The sequence below is a fragment of the Xenorhabdus sp. KK7.4 genome (assembly GCF_963876465.1).
Classification (GTDB): domain Bacteria; phylum Pseudomonadota; class Gammaproteobacteria; order Enterobacterales; family Enterobacteriaceae; genus Xenorhabdus; species Xenorhabdus stockiae.
Genome location: NZ_CAWNQF010000068.1, coordinates 16,949 through 40,113, shown reverse-complemented (window position 1 = coordinate 40,113; position 23,165 = coordinate 16,949). Strand labels below are relative to the sequence as shown.

Genomic DNA, 23,165 nt, shown 5'->3' with positions numbered 1-23,165 from the left:
CTGGCACACTTCACACTGAAGTGTGCATTTTGCTGTACCTTAATGTCGGCTCTGCCATTACGATTGGCCTCCTGTCTGGCGGTTAAGGTACAGTATTCGTTGTGTGGTACCCATTATTTTTCGAATAAAAGGTAGCGCCATGATCCTTCCTAAAAAATTATCCATTGGTGAAACTATCGGTTTTTTCTCCTCTTCATCTCCTGCTACTGCTTTTGCACCGACTCGTTTTGCCAGAAGTGTCCGTTATTTAGAAAGTAAAGGTTATAAAACAAAAGCCGGAATACTCACCGGTAAAAGCGACTTTTATCGTTCAGGAACCATTATGCAACGAGTGGAAGAGTTTAATGCCCTGCTTCGTGACCCAGAAGTAAGGTGTGTTATGTCTACTATGGGAGGTAACAATTCAAACTCAATGCTGCCATATATTGATTATGATGCCATCAGAAAAGATCCTAAAATCATTATTGGTTATTCTGACATAACAGCACTTTTACTTGGAATATATCAGAAAACCAATGTAGTCACTTTTTATGGCCCTGCATTAATTGCTTCATTTGGTGAATTTCCACCTTTAGTTGATGAGACATTCAATAATTTTTCTCAAATAGTCAATAATAATCATTCTCTCCCTTTTATATATAAACAGCCTGAACATTGGGCTGATGAATATATCGAATGGGAAACGCAGATAACCCCTAAAAATACATATCCTAATAAGTGGATTTTTGATGGAAAAGGAAAGTTCCGAGGCAGATTAATTGGTGGAAATTTAAATACTCTTTGTGGGGTTTGGGGAAGTGAATATATGCCTGAAATTAAAATAGGTGATATTTTACTTATTGAAGACTGTTTCAAAGGAATAGAGCTGGTTGAACGCGCTTTCTCCCATCTGCTGTTATGTGGGATCTTTGATAAAGTTTCAGCAATTATTCTTGGAAAACACGAACAATTTGATGATAAAGGAACAGGAAGAAACTCTCTGGATGTGCTGAAAGAAGTTCTGAATGGGAAAGAAGTTCCTGTTCTGGCTGATTTCGATTGTTGCCATACACACCCAATGTTTACCATGCCACTTGGCGTTGACATTGTTGTCGATTTTGATTCAGAGTCCGTTTATTTGCCTGAACCATATTGTGTAAATTAACTATTTTTAAATAATTCAGAGTACAAATTAATTGTTAATCTCTCTCTGCCTTCCTTTCTGAACCCGCCATATACTCCCGTGGCGGTCTTCCCATAATTTTACGGAAAAAAGTCACAAAAGCACTATCACTGATAAATCCCAGTTCCTGAGCAACATAAGATAACGTTTTGCCCTGGGCCAATAATTCTATTGCTTTAACCAATCGCCATTGCTGACGCCATTGTTGATAATTCATTCCCGTTTCACGCTTAAATATACGAGTAATAGTTTTTTCACTGGCTCCAATATAGGTTGAAAGCACCTGTAATGAAGGTGGTAATTGTTCAAAGGATAAACTCGCAAAACGACGATCAGAAGGTAATGGTAATAGCGTTGGCTCCCCCTGTGCTTCACAAATTTCATCAAGAAATACTGCCAGCAAATGTGAGTTTTTTCCCTGCTCCCAGTCAGTATCAAACGGAGATATTGCGATACGCTCCAGAACAGCCTGTAGCAACGGAGTGGCTTCCAGTATTGCACTCTGATCGGGCAAACATTGTACTTCAGAAACATTGAGATAAATTGATCGATATCCGATGGAACCACGCATTTCTGCCCGATGTCGTGTCTTTGGTGGGATCCATGCCACTCGGGTTGGCGGCAAAATAGAGATCTGGCTGGCCAATGTGATTTTGATACAGCCACGCTGAGTAAACAACAATTGCCCCATACCATGTTGATGAAATCCGGAATCATGCTGCCCCATCTCTGCCGCAATACCCGCAACGAGTACATTCAGATTATCCGGATCAAACTGATCACTCTGCCGCAACCATGCCATATCTAGTCCTCAAGTGTGAATGTCTGATTATATAAATATATTGTCTTTATTATCATAAATAGACAACCACTAAAATGTTAGCCTTCTGCTCACAAATCATTCACTGTCAGAAGAAAAATACTATGAAAATCAAACCACCACTTTGGTTAGCCATTGCTCTGATGATGTTTCCTCAGATTGTAGAAACCATCTATAGCCCGGCATTAACCAACATTTCCCGTGGATTTTCCGTCAGCGTGGAGCAAGCTTCTCAAACCTTGTCACTCTACTTTTTCGCTTTTGCAATTGGCATAGTCGTATGGGGCCGCTTATGTGATGTTATTGGCAGACGCCCCACCATTATTACCGGGTTATTATTGTATGGTGGTGCCTGTTTGCTGGCTCTATTAACTACACATTTCTGGTTACTACTTATTGCCAGAATGTTATCTGCTTTTGGTGCGGCAGTGGGGTCAATCGGAACACAGACTATGATGCGCGATAGTTATCGTGGTGAAGAGCTGCCCCGTGTTTTCTCTATTATGGGCATTGCTCTGGCTGCCAGCCCAGCCATCGGTATGATCAGCGGTTCCACGTTGAATCATTTTGGTAATTATCAGGCGGTATTTGCAGGTCTGGCGATTTTAGCCATTATCCTCACAATGTGGTCTATGGCACGTTTACCTGAAACACGCCCTACCACTGTTACCAAAGTCGTTTTATCAGAAACAGCCCGTATGATGCTGAAAGATATTTCAATCTGGCGAAGTGCTTTTCTAATCGCTTTATTTAATATTTGTCTATTTAGCTACTATCAACTGGCACCTTTCCGTTTTGATCAACTCGGAATATCACCAACCCTGTTCGGCTACACCGGCCTGCTTCTTGCCTTGGGTGTCATGTTAGGCTCTGTATTGAATAAGCTGTTATTGAAAAAGAAATGGAAAACCGAAAAACTCACTTTTCTCGCGGCATGTCTTACCCTGTTCAGTGGAATTTTTGTTTATCTACTCGAAAATAGCTGGCTGTTTATTTTTCCCATGCTGGGAATAGTTATCGCCTACGGCGTCGCTATTCCAAACCTTCTCGCATCTGCGTTAACTCACTATACAGACAGACTGGGCACAGCAGGCGCTTTACTGGGGTTATTTTACTACATGCTCTTGGCGGGAGGTTTGACAATTGCCGGTTGGAGTCAGGCTTTGGGCAATACACTGGCTTATTGTGGATTAGCCACTGTTCTTTTATCCCTGCCAGGCCTTATTATACCAAGCAGGGATAGTAAGTTTTGAAGTTAATAGCACCAAGAGAAATATTCCATCAGCGGCTATATATGAAAAATTTTTCCATTACCTGTCGGCAATTCTACAGTTAAGCTCAATTTTCCTCCCATAGCTTCAACGTAGCGTTTCAGGGTGACTAACTTTATATCATTACCCCGTTGTTCTATTTGAGTAATAGCTGGCTGGCTGATACCTAAACTATCAGCCAGCTTTTGTTGAGAAATATTTAACTCTTCTCTTAATAGCTGTAAGCCGGTTTCTAAAATCTGCTCATCAGCCATTTGTTCTATATCTTCACGATCTTCTACTGAAAATTCCTGAATTTTTTCTTTGAGAGTTTTCACTGTTTGTCCTCCAAATTCGCCAAATGTGCTTCATATTCAGCATCAGCAATTGGGATCATTTCTTTGTAAAAACGCTTATCATTTAAAGCCTTATTACCCGCACATAAGACAATTGCCTGTCTTAGCGGATCAAATGCAAAAAGCGCTCTGAATGGCCTTCCTTTACATTGAATCCTTAGTTCTTTCATGTTATTGAATTTTGAACCATATAAAGAATCAACTGCGGGACGGCCCAGTTGAGGACCAAAGACTTCTAACACACTCAGGTCTGCTAATATCTTCTTTTGTATACTGATATCTTGTTCATCAAGCCACTCTTCAAAGCGAGGAGTCAAAATTACAATCCACACGATAACCTCATAAGCTATGACTTATAATAGCATTATATAAGCTATAACTTATATATCAATTGTGTTTCATTGTAATACATCAAGCCGGATTAGGAATATCAACAAAAGTGACATCCAGCCCATGATGATTAGCCAGCCATTCACCTAGTGTTTTAATGCCATAGCGCTCAGTCGCATGGTGCCCTGCTGAGTAAAAATGCATCCCCATTTCACGGGCAACATGGATAGTCTTCTCTGATACTTCACCCGTCACAAAAGCATCAACACCAAATTCAGCAGCCTGCTCAATAAAACTCTGCCCTCCTCCGGTACACCATGCAATAGTACGGATCTCTTCCCGTGCATTATCGCCGCAATGCAGCACTTTACGTTCCAGTCTTTGCTCAAGACGTTCAGTTAATTCTGCCGGGGTAATCGGTTGATCAAATACGCCATGAGGTAATAAAGCGTCAATGTTTCCTATGATCTTCACTCCCATCTGGCGGGCCAGCTGAACATTGTTTCCCAAAGTGGGGTGTGCATCCAGCGGAAGATGGTAGCCATACAAGTTAATATCGTTACAGAGTAAAGTCTGCAAACGGCGACGTTTCATGCCACGGATGACAGGTGATTCATTTTTCCAGAAGTACCCATGATGTACGATGATGGCATCCGCCTCCAGACGCACTGCTTCATCCAGCAAAGCCTGACAGGCTGTCACTCCCGTTATAACACGCTGAATATGGGGGCGTCCTTCTACCTGTAATCCATTAGGGGCATAATCCTGAAACTCCCGAACATTCAATTCCGTATTAATTACATGTTCTAATTCAACATTATTCATTACACACTCCCCATTATTTAGCATTTTCACAATAGAATCCGCACCAATTTACTTGCCTATAGTGATATTGTCTGTTAGTAGTAATAACACATCTGCAGCAATAAGCGATAAAAGTAAAACACCCTGCCAGCTTAAGCAGGCAGGGTGCAAGAATACTATATCCGGAAAACTATATCAGGCAGAAAAACGAAGAACAGGGTTCTGCCATAGTGGGGGAATTTAGGGGTTTAGCGTATCTGAAGCAACTTCTGTGCGTTCCAGCCAGACTGGTTTATCACTGGTTTTTACCCATACTTTATGTAAGTAGCTGTAGAAACGGGCACGCTCACGACTAAACAGCATAAAAGGAAGTGCAATAACGCCTAATGCGACGGCACCAATACGCCGCAAGAGAACCTGATGCCGGGAATATTCACGATACATAGAGACCTCCTCAAATGGGCAATAACTCAATAACTGTAAGACCTGATAAATTTTACTCGATAAAATGAAAATTTACTACTGATCCGACCACTTTTTTACTGCTCAAAATCACTGTTTTTTTATCTTAGCGTAATTTTATTACAAATAAATGATCTAAACAGAAACAAAACCAACATATTAAAAACATAAAATTAACCTGTCAGGTTTTGCTAAACTTACTTTTCACCGAGTCCAATTAATCAGTATTACTTATATTTACTTTGTGCTTTCAGGTTCTCTTTTTATCACTTCTTGATTGGTCATTTTATTCTAAACCGGTTTGTTATTAAGAAGTAACAAGGAGATAAATAGTGAATAACTTACTTATTATTGGTGCTATTCTGGTAGTGTTATTATTTTTCTATCTGATTTATGCATTATTGAATGCGGAGGATTTCTAGATGGAAACCTCTGCTTTTTTACTTGTCGCTACTTTCTTATTATTACTATTTATATTAAGTAAGCCTCTTGGGCATTTAATCGCAAATCTCATTGAGGGCGATTTACCTCATCGGCTCACCAATGCCGAAATGATTTTATGGCGTTGTTGTGGCTTAAAAAAACCGGGTGACAATGTTAAAGAAATGAACTGGTGGCAATATTCATTTGCTATTATTGCCTTTAACATTGCAGGGTTATTATTACTATTTATCCTATTGATAAGCCAAAAATACCTGCCTCTCAATCCCCAGCATTTTGCTGGTATGAAATGGGATTTAGCTCTCAATACAGCAATCAGCTTTGTCACCAACACGAACTGGCAGGCCTACAGTGGCGAAAATACCCTCAGTTACCTGAGCCAGATGGTTGGGTTAACCGTTCAAAATTTCCTGTCTGCTGCAACGGGTATTGCTATCGCTTTTGCACTGATACGGGCATTTTCCCGACAAGGTGTGAAAACACTGGGAAATGCCTGGATTGATATCACCCGCATTACACTCTATCTGCTGCTTCCTCTGGCGATCATTATCGCGTTGATCCTTGCCAGTCAGGGGGTGATCCAAAACTTCTCTCCATATATTTCTGTTCATACCCTTGAAGGCCATCAGCAATTACTTCCGATGGGACCAGTCGCCTCTCAAGAAGCCATCAAAGTATTAGGAACAAATGGAGGTGGTGTATTTGGCGCGAACTCAGCTCATCCTTTTGAAAATCCTAATACGATTAGTAATTTCGTACAGATGATTTCCATCTTTTTGATCCCCAGTGCATTGTGTTTCGCCTTTGGTCTGGTTGTTGGAGACAATCGGCAAGGGTACTCCCTGTTATGGGCAATGGGGATTATCTTTGTGATTTCTGTTGCCATCGTGATGTGCGCTGAAACTATGGGAAATCCCCATTTCATGCCATCAGGCATTAACAGCAATATCAATATGGAAGGAAAGGAATCCCGCTTTGGTATCCTTGCCTCTTCCCTCTATGGCGTAGTCACCACTTCAGCCTCCTGCGGAGCGGTTAATTCAATGCATGATTCCTTTACAGCATTGGGAGGCATGATACCGCTCTGGCTCATGCAAATCGGCGAAGTCGTCTTTGGCGGTGTAGGTGCCGGGATTTATGGCATATTGTTATTTGTCCTGCTGGCTGTCTTTATTGCCGGCCTGATGATTGGCCGTGCTCCCGAATATCTGGGCAAAAAAATTGATGTTCATGAGATGAAAATGGTCGCGTTGGCGATTCTGGTCACTCCTTCCCTTATTCTACTGGGAACCGCGCTGTCAGTTTCATTCGAGGCAGGAAGAAATGCCGTAGCAAACCCAGGGGCACATGGTTTCACCGAAATACTCTATGCTGTTACATCTGCGGCTAATAATAATGGCAGTGCTTTTGCCGGTCTGGCAGCCAACAGCGTATTTTACAATCTGCTTTTAGGCACCATCATGCTCCTCGGTCGATTTGGCATCATTCTGCCTGTGCTGTCTATCGCCGGCTCGATGAGCAGTAAAAAACGGCAGCCTATCAGCAACGGTACCCTGCCCACTCATACCACATTATTCATTGGCTTATTGATTTTAGTCATCTTATTGATTGGAGCACTCACTTTCATACCCGCACTGGCTCTTGGCCCTATTGCAGAGCATTTACAGCTTTGGCAACTATCACAATAAGTGAAGTTGTGAAATAAATTGTGAGATAAGTGATGAGAAATAAAAAGCAGGCATTATTTGAATCCGGATTAGTTCGTCAGGCAATTATCGATTCAGTAAAAAAATGTCATCCTGCCGTCCAATGGCATAATCCGGTTATGTTTGTCGTTTACCTCGGTAGCTGTCTGGCCACTTTATTATGGCTCAGTATCCTGACCGGCCAAACGACTGGTGATGCCCTCTTTACCGGTTCCATTGCTTTATGGTTATGGTTCACTGTGCTGTTTGCCAATTTTGCAGAAGCGCTGGCAGAAGGACGCAGTCAGGCTCAGGCCTCCAGTCTGAAAGGTGTCAAAAAAACAACGTGGGCAATCAGGCTTTCATCCCCCAGCCGCGATGCGACAAAAGAAAAAGTCACTTCCGATTGTTTACGCAAAGGCGATATTGTACTGATAGAAGCGGGTGAAATTATCCCCTGCGATGGCGAAGTCCTTGAAGGTGGTGCATCAGTTAACGAAAGCGCCATTACCGGCGAATCAGCACCAGTGATACGGGAATCCGGCGGTGATTTTTCTTCCGTGACAGGAGGCACTCAAGTACTGTCAGACTGGTTAATCGTGGAGTGTTCCGTCAATCCGGGAGAAACCTTCCTCGACCGGATGATCTCAATGGTTGAAGGCGCCAAGCGACGGAAAACCCCGAATGAAATAGCTCTGACCATTTTACTTACCGCGCTCACCATCATTTTCCTGCTAACCTGTGCCAGCTTACTCCCCTTTTCCCTATTCAGTATTGAAGCCAACCACACTGGTGCACCTATCACAGTTACCGTTCTGATTGCACTTTTAGTGTGTTTAATCCCCACTACTATTGGCGGGCTGCTTTCTGCTATTGGTGTTGCAGGAATGAGCCGCATGCTGGAAGCCAATGTCATTGCCACCAGCGGACGTGCCATTGAAGCCGCAGGTGATGTCGATGTGCTATTACTGGATAAAACCGGGACAATTACTTTGGGAAATCGTCAGGCCTCTCAGTTTTTGCCCGCTCCCGGCGTTACAGAACGGCAGTTAGCTGATGCTGCACAGCTTTCCTCTCTGGCAGATGAAACACCTGAAGGTCGCAGTATCGTCATTCTGGCAAAACAGCGCTTCAATATGCGTGAACGTGATCTGCGTACATTAAATGCTACATTTGTTCCTTTTTCTGCCATGACCCGCATGAGCGGAGTCAACATCAACGATCGCCTGATCCGCAAAGGTGCTGTTGATGCCATCCGACGCCATATTGAAGCCAACCGCAGCCAGTTCCCTGAAGCCATTAATCTGTTGGTGCAACAGGTTGCAAGCAAAGGGGGAACACCGCTGGTTGTCGCTGAAAATCAGCGGGTTTTGGGTGTCGTTGCCCTGAAAGATATTATTAAGGGCGGTATTAAGGAGCGTTTCAGTGAAATGCGCAGAATGGGGATCAAAACGGTGATGATCACCGGTGATAACCACCTGACAGCCGCGGCCATTGCTGCTGAAGCCGGTGTCGATGATTTTCTGGCGGAAGCGACACCGGAAGCAAAACTGACTTTGATCCGCCAGTATCAATCTGAAGGGCGTCTGGTTGCCATGACCGGCGATGGAACAAACGATGCTCCCGCGCTGGCTCAGGCTGATGTGGCCGTTGCCATGAATTCAGGAACTCAGGCTGCAAAAGAGGCTGGTAATATGGTGGATCTGGATTCCAATCCCACGAAATTAATTGAAGTGGTGCGTATTGGTAAACAAATGCTGATGACCAGAGGCTCTTTAACCACATTTAGCATTGCCAATGATATTGCTAAGTATTTCGCCATTATTCCAGCCGCATTCGCTGTCACTTATCCGCAACTTAATGCGCTGAATATCATGCATCTCCATTCACCGCAATCAGCAGTGCTGTCCGCGGTTATTTTCAATGCGCTTATCATTATTTTTTTACTACCACTCGCTCTGAAAGGTATCACCTATCGTCCGATGAATGCTCTGTCGCTTCTGAGACGTAATTTATGGATATATGGCCTGGGTGGTTTGCTGATGCCTTTTGCTGCGATCAAACTGATCGATATGTTACTCACTGTATTAGGCTTTAAATAGACCATCATCCTCTCAGGATTTGACTATCAGGTAAGGTGAAAAAAATGACTTGGTTACGTTCTTCCATTGTTCTGTTGATATTTCTCACCCTGATCACCGGGATCGCATATCCGCTGCTGATCACTGGCCTGTCCACAACCTTGTTTCACCATCAGGCGACAGGTTCACTCATCGAACAGGATGGTGAGTTGCTCGGTTCAGAATTAATCGGTCAGGAATTTACTAAAGCGAACTATTTTCATGGACGCCCTTCAATGACTGCTGAACAGCCTTATAATGCACAGTCATCCGGGGGAAGTAATCTCGCACCAACTAACCCGCTTTTATTCCAGAAAATACAACAACGCATTATTAAAATACGCCTATTTAATCACCCGGAAAATCATCCTATTCCTGTCGATTTAGTCACCGCATCCGGTAGTGGTCTTGATCCCCATATTTCACCTGAAGCTGCTGCATTTCAGGCTCATCGTATTGCTACCGCCCGGCACCTGCCGGTAGATCTAGTTAATAAGCTGATTGAGGAGAACATCGAGTTTCCGCCAATACATTACTTAGGTCAGCCAGTTGTCAACGTACTGAAACTCAATCTGGCGTTAGATAACCAGCGAGCACAAGGCAAGTAACGATGACTGAGACAGAACCACAGCGTCCTGATCCAGACAATTTGCTGACACTGGCAAATGAAAAACCACGGGGCAAACTGAAAATTTTCTTCGGGGCCTGTGCCGGAGTAGGAAAAACCTACGCCATGTTACAGGAAGCTCAACGCTTACTGGCTCAGGGGCTGGATATTATTGTCGGCGTCGTTGAAACACACGGACGGCAGGAAACCGCGGCACTATTAAAAGGTCTGCCACAGTTGCCGCCAAAATATATCTACTCAGCTCAACGCAGAGTCCCGGTATTTGATATTGATGCAGCTATTGCCCGTCATCCTGCCATCATCCTGATGGATGAATTAGCCTACAGTAATCCGAAGGGTTGTCGGCATCCCAAACGCTGGCAGGATGTGGAAGAACTGCTGGAAGCGGGTATTGATGTCCTGACTACCATTAACGTACAGCATCTGGAAAGCCTGAATGATATTGTCGGCGGTATTACCGGTATCCGGGTGAGGGAAACTATTCCCGATCATATCTTTGATAATGCCGACGATGTTGTCTTAGTGGATCTTCCACCCGATGATCTGCGCCAGCGCCTTCACGAAGGTAAAGTTTATATTCCGGCGCAGGCTGAACGGGCTATTGAACATTTTTTCCGTAAAGGAAACCTGATCGCTCTGCGTGAACTGGCCTTGCGCCGTACCGCAGATCGTGTGGATGATCAGATGCGCGCTTTCCGCGATACGCGGGGGAAAGAACCTGTCTGGCATACACGGGATAACCTACTGTTATGCATCGGCGATAATCACGGCAATGAGAAATTGATCCGCAAGGCAGCCCGGCTTGCCGCGAAACTGGACTGTACCTGGCATGCTGTTTATGTTGAAACGCCTAAATTACACCGGTTGCCAGAACTCAAACGTCGAACTATTTTAAAAACATTGATGCTGGCACAGGAACTAGGAGCAGAAACAGCCACACTTTCAGAGCCTCATAAAGAAAAAGCTATTCTTCGCTACGCCAGAGAACACAACCTAGGAAAAATCATTGTCGGGCGTTACCATAGTTTATATTCCACCCTCTTTAGCCATCGATGGCGTTCTGATTTTGTCGGGCGTTTAGGTAAACTTGGCCCCGATCTGGATATCATTATTATTGCCCTTGAAGATAAAAAACAGCACTGGATCAAAGAGCCGGCTGAGCAACGATTATCCAGTGACAAGTGGATAAACCAGCTTCAGGGGTTCCTGATCGCAATTATACTGTGTACCTTTATTACCTTATTTTCCCGCACAGTTTTATTCCCTCTCGATAAAGCCAACCTGATCACCCTTTATCTACTGGGCGTTGTTGTTATTGCGTTATTTTACGGGCGCTGGCCTTCAGTATTTTCTGCTTTTATCAACGTTGCCAGTTTCGATATCTTTTTTGTCAAACCCCACCTGTCACTGGCCGTTAATGATATGCAATATCTGCTTACCTTTACGGTTATGTTGATCGTGGGAGTGGTCGTCGGAAATCTGACCGCAGGAATACGTTATCAAGCCAGAATTGCGCGCTATAGGGAACAGAGAACACGACATTTATATGAAATCACCCGTGAACTCGGCCGGGCACTGAATGAAGAGGACGTTGCCCGTATCAGTTACCATTTTTTATCCAATAGCTTTCAGGCAAAAACAGGGTTATTACTGCCGGATGGCAATAATCATCTTTATCAGGTGAAATCCTATAATGGTGGGCAGATGTTAGTTGATGAAGCCATCGCCAAATGGTGTTTTGATAAAAAACAACCCGCGGGAGCAGGCACAGATACTCTGCCGGGTGTGCCTTATCAGTTAATTCCCATCACCACGCCGTCACAAATTTTTGCTGTCCTTGCGATTGAATCATCGAATCCCCGACAGCTATTGGTGCCTGAGCAACAACGGTTACTACAGATTTTTACCGGAATTATTGCTAACGCACTGGAGCGCTTGCATCTGGCCCGTGGTGCAGAATCCGCCAAGCTGGAAAGTGAATGGGAACAATTACGTAATTCATTTATGATTGCGCTGTCACATGATTTACTGACGCCATTGACCCGTCTGTCTGAACAAACCGAAGTACTCAGACAAAATTTGTCCGTTACAAACTCTCAACATGCTAAACAATTTCAGCATATTCATCAGCAGATCCTTAATATTTCACATCTGGTGAATAACATGCTGGATATCGTGCGTATCCAATCAGGTAGCCTTCAGCCCAATTTTGGCTGTTATTCACTGAAAGAAATCATTGATAGCGCTTTACGCTCACTCGATTATGCCTTAAGCCGCTATAAGATAGATCTTTCCTTGCCTGCTGATTTGTCCCTACAATGCGATGCCTCTTTATTAGAGCGTGTATTTGTCAACCTACTGGAAAATACCATCAAATATACAGATAAAGGTTCGGCAGTGGGCATCAGGGCAACAATTGAAAAAGAAAAGGTCAATATCGAAGTCTGGGATACCGGCTCAGGATTACCGGGTGGAAAGGAAAAATCCATTTTTGATAAATTCTCACATATCCCCCGCAAACATCGCAAACCGACGGCCACTAACTCCGGGTTAGGGCTAACGATTTGTTATCACATTATTGAAATTCACAATGGAAGAATATGGGCGACAAATAATGAGAAAGGTGGAGCCAGTTTCCATTTTTCCCTGCCGATTTGTTCCACCAATGATAATCGAGAAAAATGACATACAGATCTAATTAAATGATAAGGAAATAACCATATGAAGCAGCTAATAACCCTATCGCTATCCACCATTCTGGCATTAATCTCATGGAGTACACATGCAACACCATCAGGATTATCTAATACACCGGAACAATGTCAGGACCGAGCATACACTATATGTAAAAAACATATCGATCATCCTAAAAAATACCAATTTTGTCTTGAAGAAATCTATAACACATGCATACGTCAATAATGTTTGTTTTAACAAAAAGCCGCCGGTTTTCCAGCGGCTTTTTTCATCAGTATTCAGCGCTAATTAACCCGCAGCAAATACTTGATTAACAATCTCCTGAGCTTCCTGCTCGATTTTTTCACGGTGTTCTGCACCAAGGAAACTCTCGCAATAAATTTTATATGCTTCTTCTGTACCAGAAGGGCGCGCTGCAAACCAGCCGTTATCACTCATCACCTTCAGGCCGCCAATGGAAGCACCATTGCCGGAAGCCGTTGTCAGACGAGCCGTAATCGGATCACCTGCCAGCGTATTCGCTTTTACCATTTCCGGTGACAACTTAGATAACTGTGCTTTCTGCTGATGACTTGCCGGAGCCTGAAGACGGCTATAACTCGGTGTACCAAAACGAGCCGCCAATTTGTCATAACGCTGCTGTGGATTTTCACCGGTTACTGCCATCATTTCCGCGGCAAGCAGGCAAAGAATGATGCCGTCTTTATCTGTTGACCACGGAGTACCATCAAAACGCAGGAAAGATGCGCCCGCACTTTCTTCTCCACCGAAGCCCAGTTCACCTTTATATAGCCCGTCAACAAACCATTTAAACCCGACCGGAACTTCCACCAGTTCACGCCCCAGATCAGCCACAACCCGATCAATCATGGCACTGGAAACCAGCGTCTTACCCACAGCCACTTTCTCAGACCATTGCGGACGATGACGGAACAGATAATCCACTGCTGTCGCCAGATAATGGTTAGGGTTCATCAGGCCGGTTGGGGTAATGATGCCATGGCGGTCATAATCAGGATCATTGGCGAATGCCAAATCGAATTTATCCCGCAACTCCAGCAACCCGGCCATCGCCCAGCGGGATGAACAATCCATCCGGATCACACCGTCACGATCCAGTGTCATAAAGCGGAAAGTCTGATCAATGTTATCATTCACCAGCGTCAGATCGAGATTATAGTACTCACCAATACGCTGCCAGTAAGCAATACCTGAGCCACCCAAGGGATCAATCCCGATTTTCAGACCCGCTTTCTGAATCGCGGACATATCGACAACTTCACCCAACGCGGTGACATAAGGATCAACTAAATCCTGAGGGTGCAGATATTCGCTTTTTAATGCCTGTTCGTAAGGCTGACGTTTAACGCCTTTCAGATTACCAGCCAACAATTCATTCGCCCGATTTTCAATAACGGAAGTCAGATCCGTATCGGCCGGACCACCATTAGGCGGATTATATTTAATACCACCGTCTTCCGGTGGATTATGGGAAGGGGTAATCACAATGCCATCCGCCAGATTTTTTCCCTGACGGTTATAAGACAAAATAGCATGCGAAATAGCAGGCGTCGGCGTAAAACCATTATTTTCCTGCACGACCACATCAACACCATTCGCTGTCAGTACTTCCAGCACGGAAATAAAAGCGGCTTCAGAAAGTGCATGTGTATCTTTTCCGATATAACACGGGCCAGTAATATCATATTGCTTACGTACTTCTACAATCGCCTGAGAAATTGCCAGAATATGCGCTTCGTTAAAGCTATTACGCCCGGCACTGCCACGATGGCCGGAAGTGCCAAACTTGACTTTATGGGCCGGATTTTCGGGATTGGGTTGTAAGGTGTAATACTGTGATGTGAGGAGTGCAACATTGATCAAATCATGCTGCTGGGCCAGTTGCCCTGCCCTAGGATGAATCGCCACTTTATTTCTCCTGAAAGGCTGCACCGGACAGTCGCCAGTGCAGTATAAAACAGATATGCTGAACGGTTTAGAGAGTTAATTAATTAACCGCTGACTGCTGATTAAACCTAAACGCCGAACTTAAATCGTGCCACACACTTTTTCAATCAAATTTACCGGTAAACTCATATCCTGCATAACTTGTTCAATCATGCTGCGTTTACGGTCAGTATTGGTGTTGGTGATCACCCAAAAAGGTGTGCCGGGGATATGGCGAGGTTTGGTTTGCTTACCGCTGGCCAGCAGCGTATGTTCATCACCGGCAAAATACGTGCGGGTGCGACCATGCATTGCTTCTGTTGTTCTGGCGAAACTTTCGCTATCCAGACTATACAACGTAGACAACACTAACATGAAACGCTCAACGGATTTTTTCTTTTCAGCATATTCATCGGAAAGCAGTAACTCACGTATAACGCGGACAGTATCTCGGGGACGTACAGCTGGTATTTTGTTGACGGGTACAGGTTCACTGGCAGGCTGTGTAGTTTGTACTGGCTGCCCGGCGTCCAACTTCAGTATGCGCCGTAAAATATCAGATGCACTTTCACCGATATGCAGGGTTTGGCTTGCAATAAAGCGGTAAAGGTCTTCATCAACTTCTATCGTTTTCATTTCTATCCAGTACTGTTCTTAATGAAAAAATTATCCTCAGATTATAAGATATAATGCAACAAAACAAAACAATTAAACTTTCAATAACTTAAAGTGATTCTTTCTTAAATTGAGAATTGAAAAGAAAGAAACTTTTCCCCTAAAATAAATCAATCAGTTACAGCCACTATACCCTCATTTTGTTTGTCTCTGCTGATGTGTCATGATATTAAACTATACAATATTAAACATTGTATGAACGTCATTAAACTCAGGCAAATTATGAAGTCAAACAATCAATTAAATTATCATTTACACAAACCCGAAAATCCGTTGTCTTCCACTCCCATTATCCTTATCCATGGACTTTTTGGTGATTTAAACAACTTAGGAATATTAGGGCGTGATTTACAGCAATATTATCCGGTGATTCAGATTGATGTACGAAATCACGGTATTTCTCCCCGCATGGAAAATATGGATTATCGTGACATGGCACAAGATGTGCTGGCCCTTCTTGACGAACTCGATATAGCAAAAGCCATCATTATAGGTCATTCCATGGGGGGAAAAATCGCCATGAGCATGACAGCAATTGCCCCGGATCGCATTGAGAAAATCGTAGTGATTGATATGGCTCCGGTTGCTTATCAGGCAAGGCGTCATGACAGTATTTTTGCGGCACTGCACAAAGTAACGAAAGCGGGTGTACAAACCCGGCAGGCAGCTACAGACATCATGCTTGAAGATATTAAAGAAGATGGAGTGATCCCATTTCTACTAAAATCATTCCGTCAGGGGGAATGGAGATTTAACCTACCCGTTCTGCAAAAAGAATACGAAAAAATTATCGGCTGGGAAACAATTCCGGCATGGCATAAACCAGCCTTATTTATTCGTGGTGGAAATTCCGATTACATTACGGAAGAATACCGGCAGGATATTATTAATCAATTCCCACAAGCCACCGCCTGGGTTGTCGCGGGAGCCGGTCATTGGGTTCATGCAGAGAAACCTGAAGCAGTACTCCGGGCAATTCATCGGTTTTTAGGTACTGAATAAAAAAATAGGATATCAGCCTAACTTAATATATGGGTTGATATCCTTAATAAACATACCCGATATTATTATAGAACAACAATATACTTAAAATAAAATATCCAATTTATTTATCATGTTCCATTAAAATAACAGACCTAATATAAAAATAATCATATTAAACCGGATATTTATATATTAAGGTAATCCCCAGAAAAAAACATCAAATGTTATATCGCTGACAAATTTAATTCTTATACAACAGCAAAAAATTCCGCTTATTTTTTACCTTAGTTTTGTTTCTCTTATCTTAGTTAAGGACAGAAAGTAATGAATGAAAAAAACGTATATAACGCTATCGCTGATGTTTATGAAAGATTTTCAGATTCTGCTCCGCAGATAGAGGTAGAAATCAGGACGGTTTTTGGGCTGGCAGGTGAGATACAGGGGAAATCAGTATTAGATTTAGCCTGTGGCTATGGCCTGTTTAGCCGGCTTTACAAAAGCCGTGGGGCATCAAAAGTTGTTGGTGCCGATATCTCAACTAACATGATTGAAATTGCAAGAAACAAGTCTCGGCAATATGGTGATGGTATCGAATTTCATGTCAGAGATGTCTGCAACATGGAATCACTGGGTAAATTTGACATCATTAACGCATCCTGGCTATTTTGTAATGCTATCTCACTTGAAGAGCTTGAAATGATGTTCCGCACAGTTGCTAATAATCTGGCACCTTCCGGTAAATTAATTGCTTACACTATTGAGCCTGACTACCGGTTAACAAAAGGCAATTGTTCCAATTATCTCTGCGATATTCTTAGCGAAGAGCACTGTAGAGGCGGTCTTCTCTTTAAAGCCGAATTTACCTTTCCATCACGTAACCCCCCTCTTCCTCCTGCACCTTTTACAATGTATAGCTGGAGCCGTGAACAACACGCAGAGGCAAGTAATAAAGCGGGTTTACAGATTGAATGGCATAAGCCCATGCTGTCACAAAGTGATATTGATAACCAGCCAGCTGGTTTTTGGGATACTTACCAGAATAACTGCCATGAAGCCGCGTTTGTTTGTAAATTCCTATAAGATCAATCGACCAATCTCTTCATTTTTCAACATTGACTAAAATATATATCAACCCAAATATTAAAAGGGTTGATATTTCCCCTAAAAGAGGGAGGAATATCATTAATAGAAAATAAACCCTAATTTAAAACACTTGTTTTATTTTTACATTAACCAAAAAAAAACACAAATAACATATACCCTATGGATTTCGAGTTGCATCGCGGCGGCGAGGGAACACATCCCCGGGAGCATAGAAAACTATGTGACCGGGGTGCGTGAACGTAGCCAACAAAGAGGCAGCTTGAAAGACGACAGGTATAAAAATAATTATATAAAATTTAGTTCTTATACATTAATGTAAATCACATAAAAGAAAACTACCAAATATTATAACAATAATAAATTTTTTTAGAAAACAGCAAAAAAATTCTGTTTATTCCTTTTATCTTAGTTTAGGACTGAAAATAATGAATGATAAAAAATTATATGACCCTATTGCCAGTGTTTACGAAAGTTTTTCAGATGCAGCCCCTCAGATTGAAATAGGGATCAGGACAGTCCTTGAACTGGCAGGTAATATACAAGGAAAATCAGTATTAGATTTAGCCTGTGGTCAAGGTCTTTTTAGCCGACTTTACAAAAGCCATGGGGCATCAAGAGTTATCGGTGTCGATATCTCAGCTAATATGCTTGAGATTGCAAAAAACATCTCTCAACAACACGGTGATGGAATCGAATATCATGTCAGAGATGTCTGCAAAATGGAATCATTGGGTAAATTTGACATCATTAACGCATCCTGGCTATTTTGCCATGCAGTATCACTTGAAGAACTTGAAAGCATGTTCCGGGTAATTGCTGATAACCTGGCACCTTCCGGGAAACTGGTTGCTTATACATTTTCACCTGACTATCGGTTAGCACAAGGTAACTGTACCAATTATCTCTGCGATATTCTTAGCGAAGAACCCCACGGAGAAGGCCTGTTCTATACAGCTAAATTTATGGCTCCCCCACATAATTCCTCTTTTCCTTTTACAATGTATAGCTGGAGCCGTGAGCATTTTGCAAAAGCCAGTAAAAAAGCCGGTTTACAGCTTGAATGGCATAAGCCCATGTTGTTGCAAAGCGACATTGATAATCAACCAGCCGGTTTTTGGGATACTTACCAGAATAACTGTCATGAAATAGCCCTTGTTTGTAAGTTACGATAATATACACTTCGTCTTTCAAGTTGCCCCTTTGTTGGCTGCGCTCGTTCACCCCAGTCACATAGTTATCTATGCTCCTGGGGATTTACTCCCTTGCCGCCGCGATGCATCTTGAAATCCATTGTGTATACCAATTAATTATTTTCTTCATCTTTCAACTTGTCCCAATAAAATGGAAAATTGAAGGATGAAGAATATAAAACTATGACCATACTTCTAATAATGAGATATTTCGATAAACTTTCCCATTTTTGTTAAATAAGAAACCATTTTATCTCAATAAATATCATCCAAAAGCGCTCCCTTGTGCGGAAAAACCAAAGTAAACTCCGTGAGATTATTTCTATCTGATTAATTTCATCATATATCCAATGGGTTTGTCATAATATTTAGCAAAATCATGTGCCCACTTAAACGAATACATGGCCTATACTCAATGGGATTTCAATATGTATCGCGTGGACATCAGAAAAAAATTTCTTCTTTTTGTCATACCATATTATATTTTTGAAATTCAGTTCACAATTTGAGCGCATGACTATGACAAACATCGATCTCAACTCAGACATTGGCGAAGGCTTCGGCCCATGGACTATCGGCGATAATGTGGATGAATCAATTATGGCATTAATCAGCTCAGCCAATATTGCCACCGGTTTTCATGCGGGCGATCCCTGCATTATGCGTAAAACCGTGGAGCTGGCACACCAAAAAGGCGTATCCATTGGTGCCCATCCCGGATTCCGCGATCTTGTCGGATTCGGCCGCCGCCATATCAATACCACCCCACAAGAATTAACCAACGATGTGTTATATCAACTCGGTGCATTACGCGAATTTGCTGCTCTGTATAACCTTCCGCTAAGGCATATAAAACCACATGGTGCCTTATATATGCATCTGGCCCGTGACAACGATGCCGCGCATTATTTCGTCTCCACACTGCATAAACATGCTCCTGAACTGGCCATATTCTGCATGCATGGTTCGGCTATCTGGCGTGAGGCAGCCAAACTCGGTCATCCCGTGGTTTGTGAGTTCTACGCTGACCGCGATTACGATCTCAGTGGCTCTATTGTATTTACCCGTCGGGTTACGCCGCTCGATCCTGAAATAGTCGCTGATAAAGTATTACGAGCCTGTCAGGAGGGTAAAGTTCGTACCGTAGAAGGAGCCGATATTGACGTTGAATTTTCCTCGGTCTGCCTGCACAGCGATACCCCCGGCGCACTCCCACTACTTCAGGCAATAGTCACCCGTTTACAGCTCGCAGGCATCACGATTACACCTCCACAGCCGCATAAATGATTGTATAAAAAGAAGGAGTGCTGATATGTCTGACCCGAATTTACGCTACACCTTCGGCGGCGACGAACATCTTTTTATTGAAATCAGCGAAGCAATGTCTCTGAAGGCATTCTTTCGTAGTATGTCGTTAACAAAAGCGATTAAAAACCTTGCATTACCGGGCATATTCGATATTTGTCTGGCCAATGCATCATGCCAGATACGCTTCAATCCGGATATTCTGCCACCCCTAACATTACTGGAGAAAGTTCAGTCCGTAGCGGAACAAGAAAACACCGGGGAAAAACTCTCTACGCGCATTATCGAAATTCCGGTGCTTTACAATGATCCCTGGACGCATGAAACCCTGATGCGTTTTCGGGAACGCCACCAGGATCCACACTCCACCGATCTGGAATACGCAGCGCGAATCAACGGCCTGGCTGATATTGATGCATTTATCGCCCAGCACAGCGGCGCTCCCTGGTTTGTTTCTATGGTCGGCTTTGTTGCCGGATTACCCTTTATGTACCAGATGGTAGAACAGGAACAACAAATTCAGGTACCTAAATATCTGATCCCCCGTACGGATACCCCACAGCTTTCACTGGGACACGGCGGGTGCTTCGGCTGCATTTACTCTGTACGGGGTGCTGGGGGTTATCAGCTCTTTGGCGTGACTCCAGCCCCTATTTACGATACCCAACAGCGTCTGCCATATCTTAAAGATTCTATGGTCTTTTTCCGCACAGGCGATATCGTTCAGTTCAAGCCTATCAATCGCGATGAGTATGACCAGGCTATTTCACAAGTTGAACGAGAAGAGTTTGCATTGCGTATTCGTCCTGTTGAGTTTGACCTTGCGGCCTTTGAAGCAGATCCACAATCTTGCACTGCAAATTTGCAGGAGGTGCTATATGGCGATTGAGGTGTTATATGTCAATTGAAGTGTTATATGGCATTAAGGTGCTGAAACCGGGGCTGTCAAGCTCAGTACAGGACGCTGGCCGGGAAGGCTACTATCACGTAGGTATTCCGCCTTCCGGTACGCTGGATCGTTTTGGGCTGGCAGTCGCAAATCTACTGGTAGGGAACACGCCGGATACAGCGGGCTTGGAGTGTACTCTGATGGGACCGGAACTGCTCTTTGAGCAGGACACCGTTTTTGCTGTCAGCGGGGCACCAATGGGCATACAACTGGATGGGCAGCCCGTTTCCCTTAATACCTGCCTGCTGGCGCAAAAAGGGCAGCAGCTGAAAATAACCGGCTCATCTTTAGGTGCCCGTAGTTATCTTGCCATCGCAGGTGGTATCGATGTACCTCTGGTACTGGGAAGCCGCTCCACATACAGCCTCGGCTCGCTGGGTGGATATCAGGGCCGCCGGTTACAGGCCGGAGATACGCTTCCTGTAACGGCGCATTGTGGGCAAGGCCCTGTTGGTCATCACCTGCCGGAAGAGTTTAAACCGGAATTTCATAAACATGCCGAACTTCGGGTGGTTCCCGGTATGTATATCCATCGCCTGACGGCAGAATCCGTTGACAGTTTTTTCAGTGATGAATGGAGGATCAGCTCTGAATCTGATCGCATCGGTTACCGCTTTCTGGATGGGCGTCCACTAAATTTTGTGGAGCGCACACCGCCGTTTGGCGCAGGCTCTGATCCCTCCAATATTGTGGATGCCTGCTACCCTATTGGCTCTATCCAAATTCCCTCGGGGCGTACTCCCATTGTCTTACATCGGGATGCTGTCTCCGGAGGTGGCTACATGACACTGGGCACCGTCGTCAGCAGCGATCTGGATATTCTCGGGCAGTTACCTCCCGGTGCCAAAGTAAAATTTACCCAAGTGACATTACAACAAGCGCTGGCTATCCGGCATACGTTTCAGGAAAAACTGCAACGGCTGGTCACCGCACTATCCTAGTAACCCTACAAATTTATGCCATTTTCAGGAGAATAATTGATGAAAAATACAGAGTTGAATCAACGTCGTCTGAATGCTACTCCGCGCGGAGTGGGTGTGCTGAGTGACTACTTCGCGCAAAAGGCGGAAAATGCTACTCTGTGGGATGTAGAAGGTAACGAAATCATCGATTTTGCGGCTGGCATTGCTGTACTGAATACAGGTCATCGTCACCCTGAAATCGTATCCGCAATTGAACAACAACTAAAAGCATTCACCCATACCGCATATCAAATTGTGCCTTATGAAAGCTATGTGACACTGGCAGAACGTATTAATGCACTGGCACCGATCAACGGCCCGACAAAAACCGCGTTCTTCACTACCGGAGCGGAAGCCGTCGAAAATGCCGTGAAAATCGCCCGCGCTTATACCCGTCGGCCGGGAGTGATTACTTTCAGTGGTGGCTTTCATGGTCGTACTTTTATGGCGATGGCGCTCACAGGCAAAGTCGCACCGTATAAAATCGGCTTTGGCCCATTCCCCGGTTCCGTTTACCACGCCCAATATCCGAACGGGCTTCACGGAGTATCAGTCGATAATGCTCTGGCAAGTCTGGAACATATTTTCAAAGCCGATATCGCACCGGATCAGGTAGCCGCCATTATTATTGAGCCAGTACAGGGTGAAGGCGGATTCAACATGGCGCCCACCGAGTTTATGCAGGCGCTACGCACATTGTGCGATGAGCATGGCATTCTGTTAATCGCCGACGAAGTACAAACTGGCTTCGCCCGCACGGGAAAACTGTTTGCGATGGAACACCACAATGTAAAAGCAGACCTGATCACGATGGCGAAAAGTCTCGCGGGAGGGATGCCGCTTTCCGGCGTAGCGGGACGTGCAGAAGTGATGGATGCACCGGCACCCGGAGGGCTTGGCGGCACCTATGCGGGCAATCCACTGGCGGTGGCAGCCGCCCATGCAGTACTTAACATCATCGAAAAAGAGCAGTTGTGCGAACGAGCGAATCAGCTTGGTCAGCATCTGGTGGAAATACTGGCACAAGCGCGCACTCAGTGCCCGGCAATCGCCGAAATTCGCGCTCTGGGTTCCATGGTTGCAGTGGAATTTAACGATCCACAAACTGGTCAACCATCGCCAGAATTTACCCGCGAAATACAAACCCGAGCTAAACGCGAAGGGCTGCTATTATTGAGCTGCGGTACTCACGGTAACGTGATCCGTTTCCTCTATCCGCTGACGATACCGGAGGCTCAATTCGGTAAGGCACTGCAAATTCTGTCACATATTCTGAAAAATTAAACCACATAGC

Annotated in this window: 21 protein-coding genes; 14 read left to right on the top strand and 7 right to left on the bottom strand. The window is 44.1% G+C overall.

The window, feature by feature from the left end; all coding sequences use genetic code 11:
- Positions 1-139 precede the first annotated feature (139 nt).
- On the top strand, positions 140-1,144 hold the full coding sequence (locus AACS90_RS09665) for a S66 family peptidase (protein ID WP_099122480.1): 1,005 nt from the start codon (positions 140-142) through the stop codon (positions 1,142-1,144).
- 34 nt (positions 1,145-1,178) lie between these two features.
- Here the strand turns inward: AACS90_RS09665 and AACS90_RS09660 are convergent, their stop codons facing one another.
- A complete protein-coding gene (locus AACS90_RS09660; protein WP_099122479.1) occupies positions 1,179-1,964 on the bottom strand; it encodes an AraC family transcriptional regulator in 786 nt (261 codons plus the stop codon).
- Positions 1,965-2,086: 122 nt separating this feature from the next.
- Here AACS90_RS09660 and AACS90_RS09655 point away from each other — a divergent pair, with 122 nt between their 5' ends.
- A complete protein-coding gene (locus AACS90_RS09655) occupies positions 2,087-3,235 on the top strand; it encodes a multidrug effflux MFS transporter (RefSeq protein ID WP_099122478.1) in 1,149 nt (382 codons plus the stop codon).
- Between the two features lie 35 nt (positions 3,236-3,270).
- Here the strand turns inward: AACS90_RS09655 and AACS90_RS09650 are convergent, their stop codons facing one another.
- The 4 genes from AACS90_RS09650 to AACS90_RS09635 all read right to left on the bottom strand — a co-directional run bounded on the left by AACS90_RS09650 (position 3,271) and on the right by AACS90_RS09635 (position 5,166).
- Complete coding sequence (locus AACS90_RS09650) at positions 3,271-3,570, bottom strand: helix-turn-helix domain-containing protein (protein WP_099122477.1); 300 nt, start codon at positions 3,568-3,570, stop codon at positions 3,271-3,273.
- On the bottom strand, positions 3,567-3,914 hold the full coding sequence (locus AACS90_RS09645; RefSeq protein WP_425303992.1) for a type II toxin-antitoxin system RelE/ParE family toxin: 348 nt from the start codon (positions 3,912-3,914) through the stop codon (positions 3,567-3,569). The genes AACS90_RS09650 and AACS90_RS09645 overlap by 4 nt, the downstream gene beginning before the upstream one ends.
- Before the next feature lie 85 nt (positions 3,915-3,999).
- Entirely contained in the window at positions 4,000-4,743 is a 744-nt protein-coding gene (locus AACS90_RS09640) for a type 2 GTP cyclohydrolase I (protein WP_099122475.1), read from the bottom strand.
- Between the two features lie 219 nt (positions 4,744-4,962).
- Positions 4,963-5,166: a YbfA family protein gene (locus tag AACS90_RS09635; protein ID WP_099109094.1), complete on the bottom strand. Its 204-nt coding sequence runs from the start codon at positions 5,164-5,166 to the stop codon at positions 4,963-4,965.
- Positions 5,167-5,516: 350 nt separating this feature from the next.
- Here AACS90_RS09635 and kdpF point away from each other — a divergent pair, with 350 nt between their 5' ends.
- Genes kdpF through kdpD form a run of 5 tightly spaced genes read left to right on the top strand, consistent with a single transcriptional unit; the run spans position 5,517 to position 12,743 of the window.
- Positions 5,517-5,606, top strand: coding sequence for a K(+)-transporting ATPase subunit F (gene kdpF / locus AACS90_RS09630; protein WP_099122474.1), 90 nt, complete (start codon positions 5,517-5,519; stop codon positions 5,604-5,606).
- Positions 5,607-7,313 (top strand): potassium-transporting ATPase subunit KdpA, encoded by a 1,707-nt coding sequence (gene kdpA, locus AACS90_RS09625; RefSeq protein ID WP_099122473.1) that lies wholly within the window; start codon positions 5,607-5,609, stop codon positions 7,311-7,313.
- Between the two features lie 32 nt (positions 7,314-7,345).
- A complete protein-coding gene (kdpB, locus tag AACS90_RS09620; protein ID WP_099122472.1) occupies positions 7,346-9,412 on the top strand; it encodes a potassium-transporting ATPase subunit KdpB in 2,067 nt (688 codons plus the stop codon).
- 44 nt (positions 9,413-9,456) lie between these two features.
- Positions 9,457-10,038, top strand: a complete 582-nt coding sequence (gene kdpC / locus AACS90_RS09615; RefSeq protein WP_099122471.1) for a potassium-transporting ATPase subunit KdpC — start codon at positions 9,457-9,459, stop codon at positions 10,036-10,038.
- Positions 10,039-10,040: 2 nt separating this feature from the next.
- Entirely contained in the window at positions 10,041-12,743 is a 2,703-nt protein-coding gene (gene kdpD, locus AACS90_RS09610) for a two-component system sensor histidine kinase KdpD (RefSeq protein ID WP_099122470.1), read from the top strand.
- Positions 12,744-13,043: 300 nt separating this feature from the next.
- Here kdpD and pgm read toward each other — a convergent pair whose 3' ends face one another.
- A complete protein-coding gene (gene pgm, locus AACS90_RS09605; RefSeq protein WP_099122468.1) occupies positions 13,044-14,684 on the bottom strand; it encodes a phosphoglucomutase (alpha-D-glucose-1,6-bisphosphate-dependent) in 1,641 nt (546 codons plus the stop codon).
- Positions 14,685-14,804: 120 nt separating this feature from the next.
- Complete coding sequence (gene seqA, locus AACS90_RS09600) at positions 14,805-15,338, bottom strand: replication initiation negative regulator SeqA (protein ID WP_099109086.1); 534 nt, start codon at positions 15,336-15,338, stop codon at positions 14,805-14,807.
- A 261-nt stretch (positions 15,339-15,599) separates the two neighbouring features.
- On the opposite strand from seqA, the gene ybfF reads away from it, so the two are divergent.
- From ybfF to AACS90_RS09565, 7 genes are all read left to right on the top strand, one after another.
- Positions 15,600-16,379, top strand: coding sequence for an esterase (gene ybfF / locus AACS90_RS09595; protein WP_099122467.1), 780 nt, complete (start codon positions 15,600-15,602; stop codon positions 16,377-16,379).
- A gap of 306 nt (positions 16,380-16,685) precedes the next feature.
- Positions 16,686-17,441, top strand: coding sequence for a class I SAM-dependent DNA methyltransferase (locus tag AACS90_RS09590; RefSeq protein WP_099122466.1), 756 nt, complete (start codon positions 16,686-16,688; stop codon positions 17,439-17,441).
- Positions 17,442-17,890: 449 nt separating this feature from the next.
- A complete protein-coding gene (locus tag AACS90_RS09585; RefSeq protein ID WP_099122465.1) occupies positions 17,891-18,637 on the top strand; it encodes a class I SAM-dependent DNA methyltransferase in 747 nt (248 codons plus the stop codon).
- 537 nt (positions 18,638-19,174) lie between these two features.
- Positions 19,175-19,942: a 5-oxoprolinase subunit PxpA gene (locus AACS90_RS09580; RefSeq protein WP_099122464.1), complete on the top strand. Its 768-nt coding sequence runs from the start codon at positions 19,175-19,177 to the stop codon at positions 19,940-19,942.
- Positions 19,943-19,967: 25 nt separating this feature from the next.
- Positions 19,968-20,849 carry a 5-oxoprolinase subunit B family protein gene (locus tag AACS90_RS09575; protein WP_099122463.1) on the top strand — a complete coding sequence of 294 codons (882 nt, stop codon included), beginning with the start codon at positions 19,968-19,970 and terminating at the stop codon, positions 20,847-20,849.
- An 8-nt stretch (positions 20,850-20,857) separates the two neighbouring features.
- Positions 20,858-21,850: a 5-oxoprolinase subunit C family protein gene (locus AACS90_RS09570; protein ID WP_099122462.1), complete on the top strand. Its 993-nt coding sequence runs from the start codon at positions 20,858-20,860 to the stop codon at positions 21,848-21,850.
- A gap of 39 nt (positions 21,851-21,889) precedes the next feature.
- Positions 21,890-23,155 (top strand): 4-aminobutyrate--2-oxoglutarate transaminase, encoded by a 1,266-nt coding sequence (locus AACS90_RS09565; protein WP_099122461.1) that lies wholly within the window; start codon positions 21,890-21,892, stop codon positions 23,153-23,155.
- Positions 23,156-23,165 lie beyond the last annotated feature (10 nt).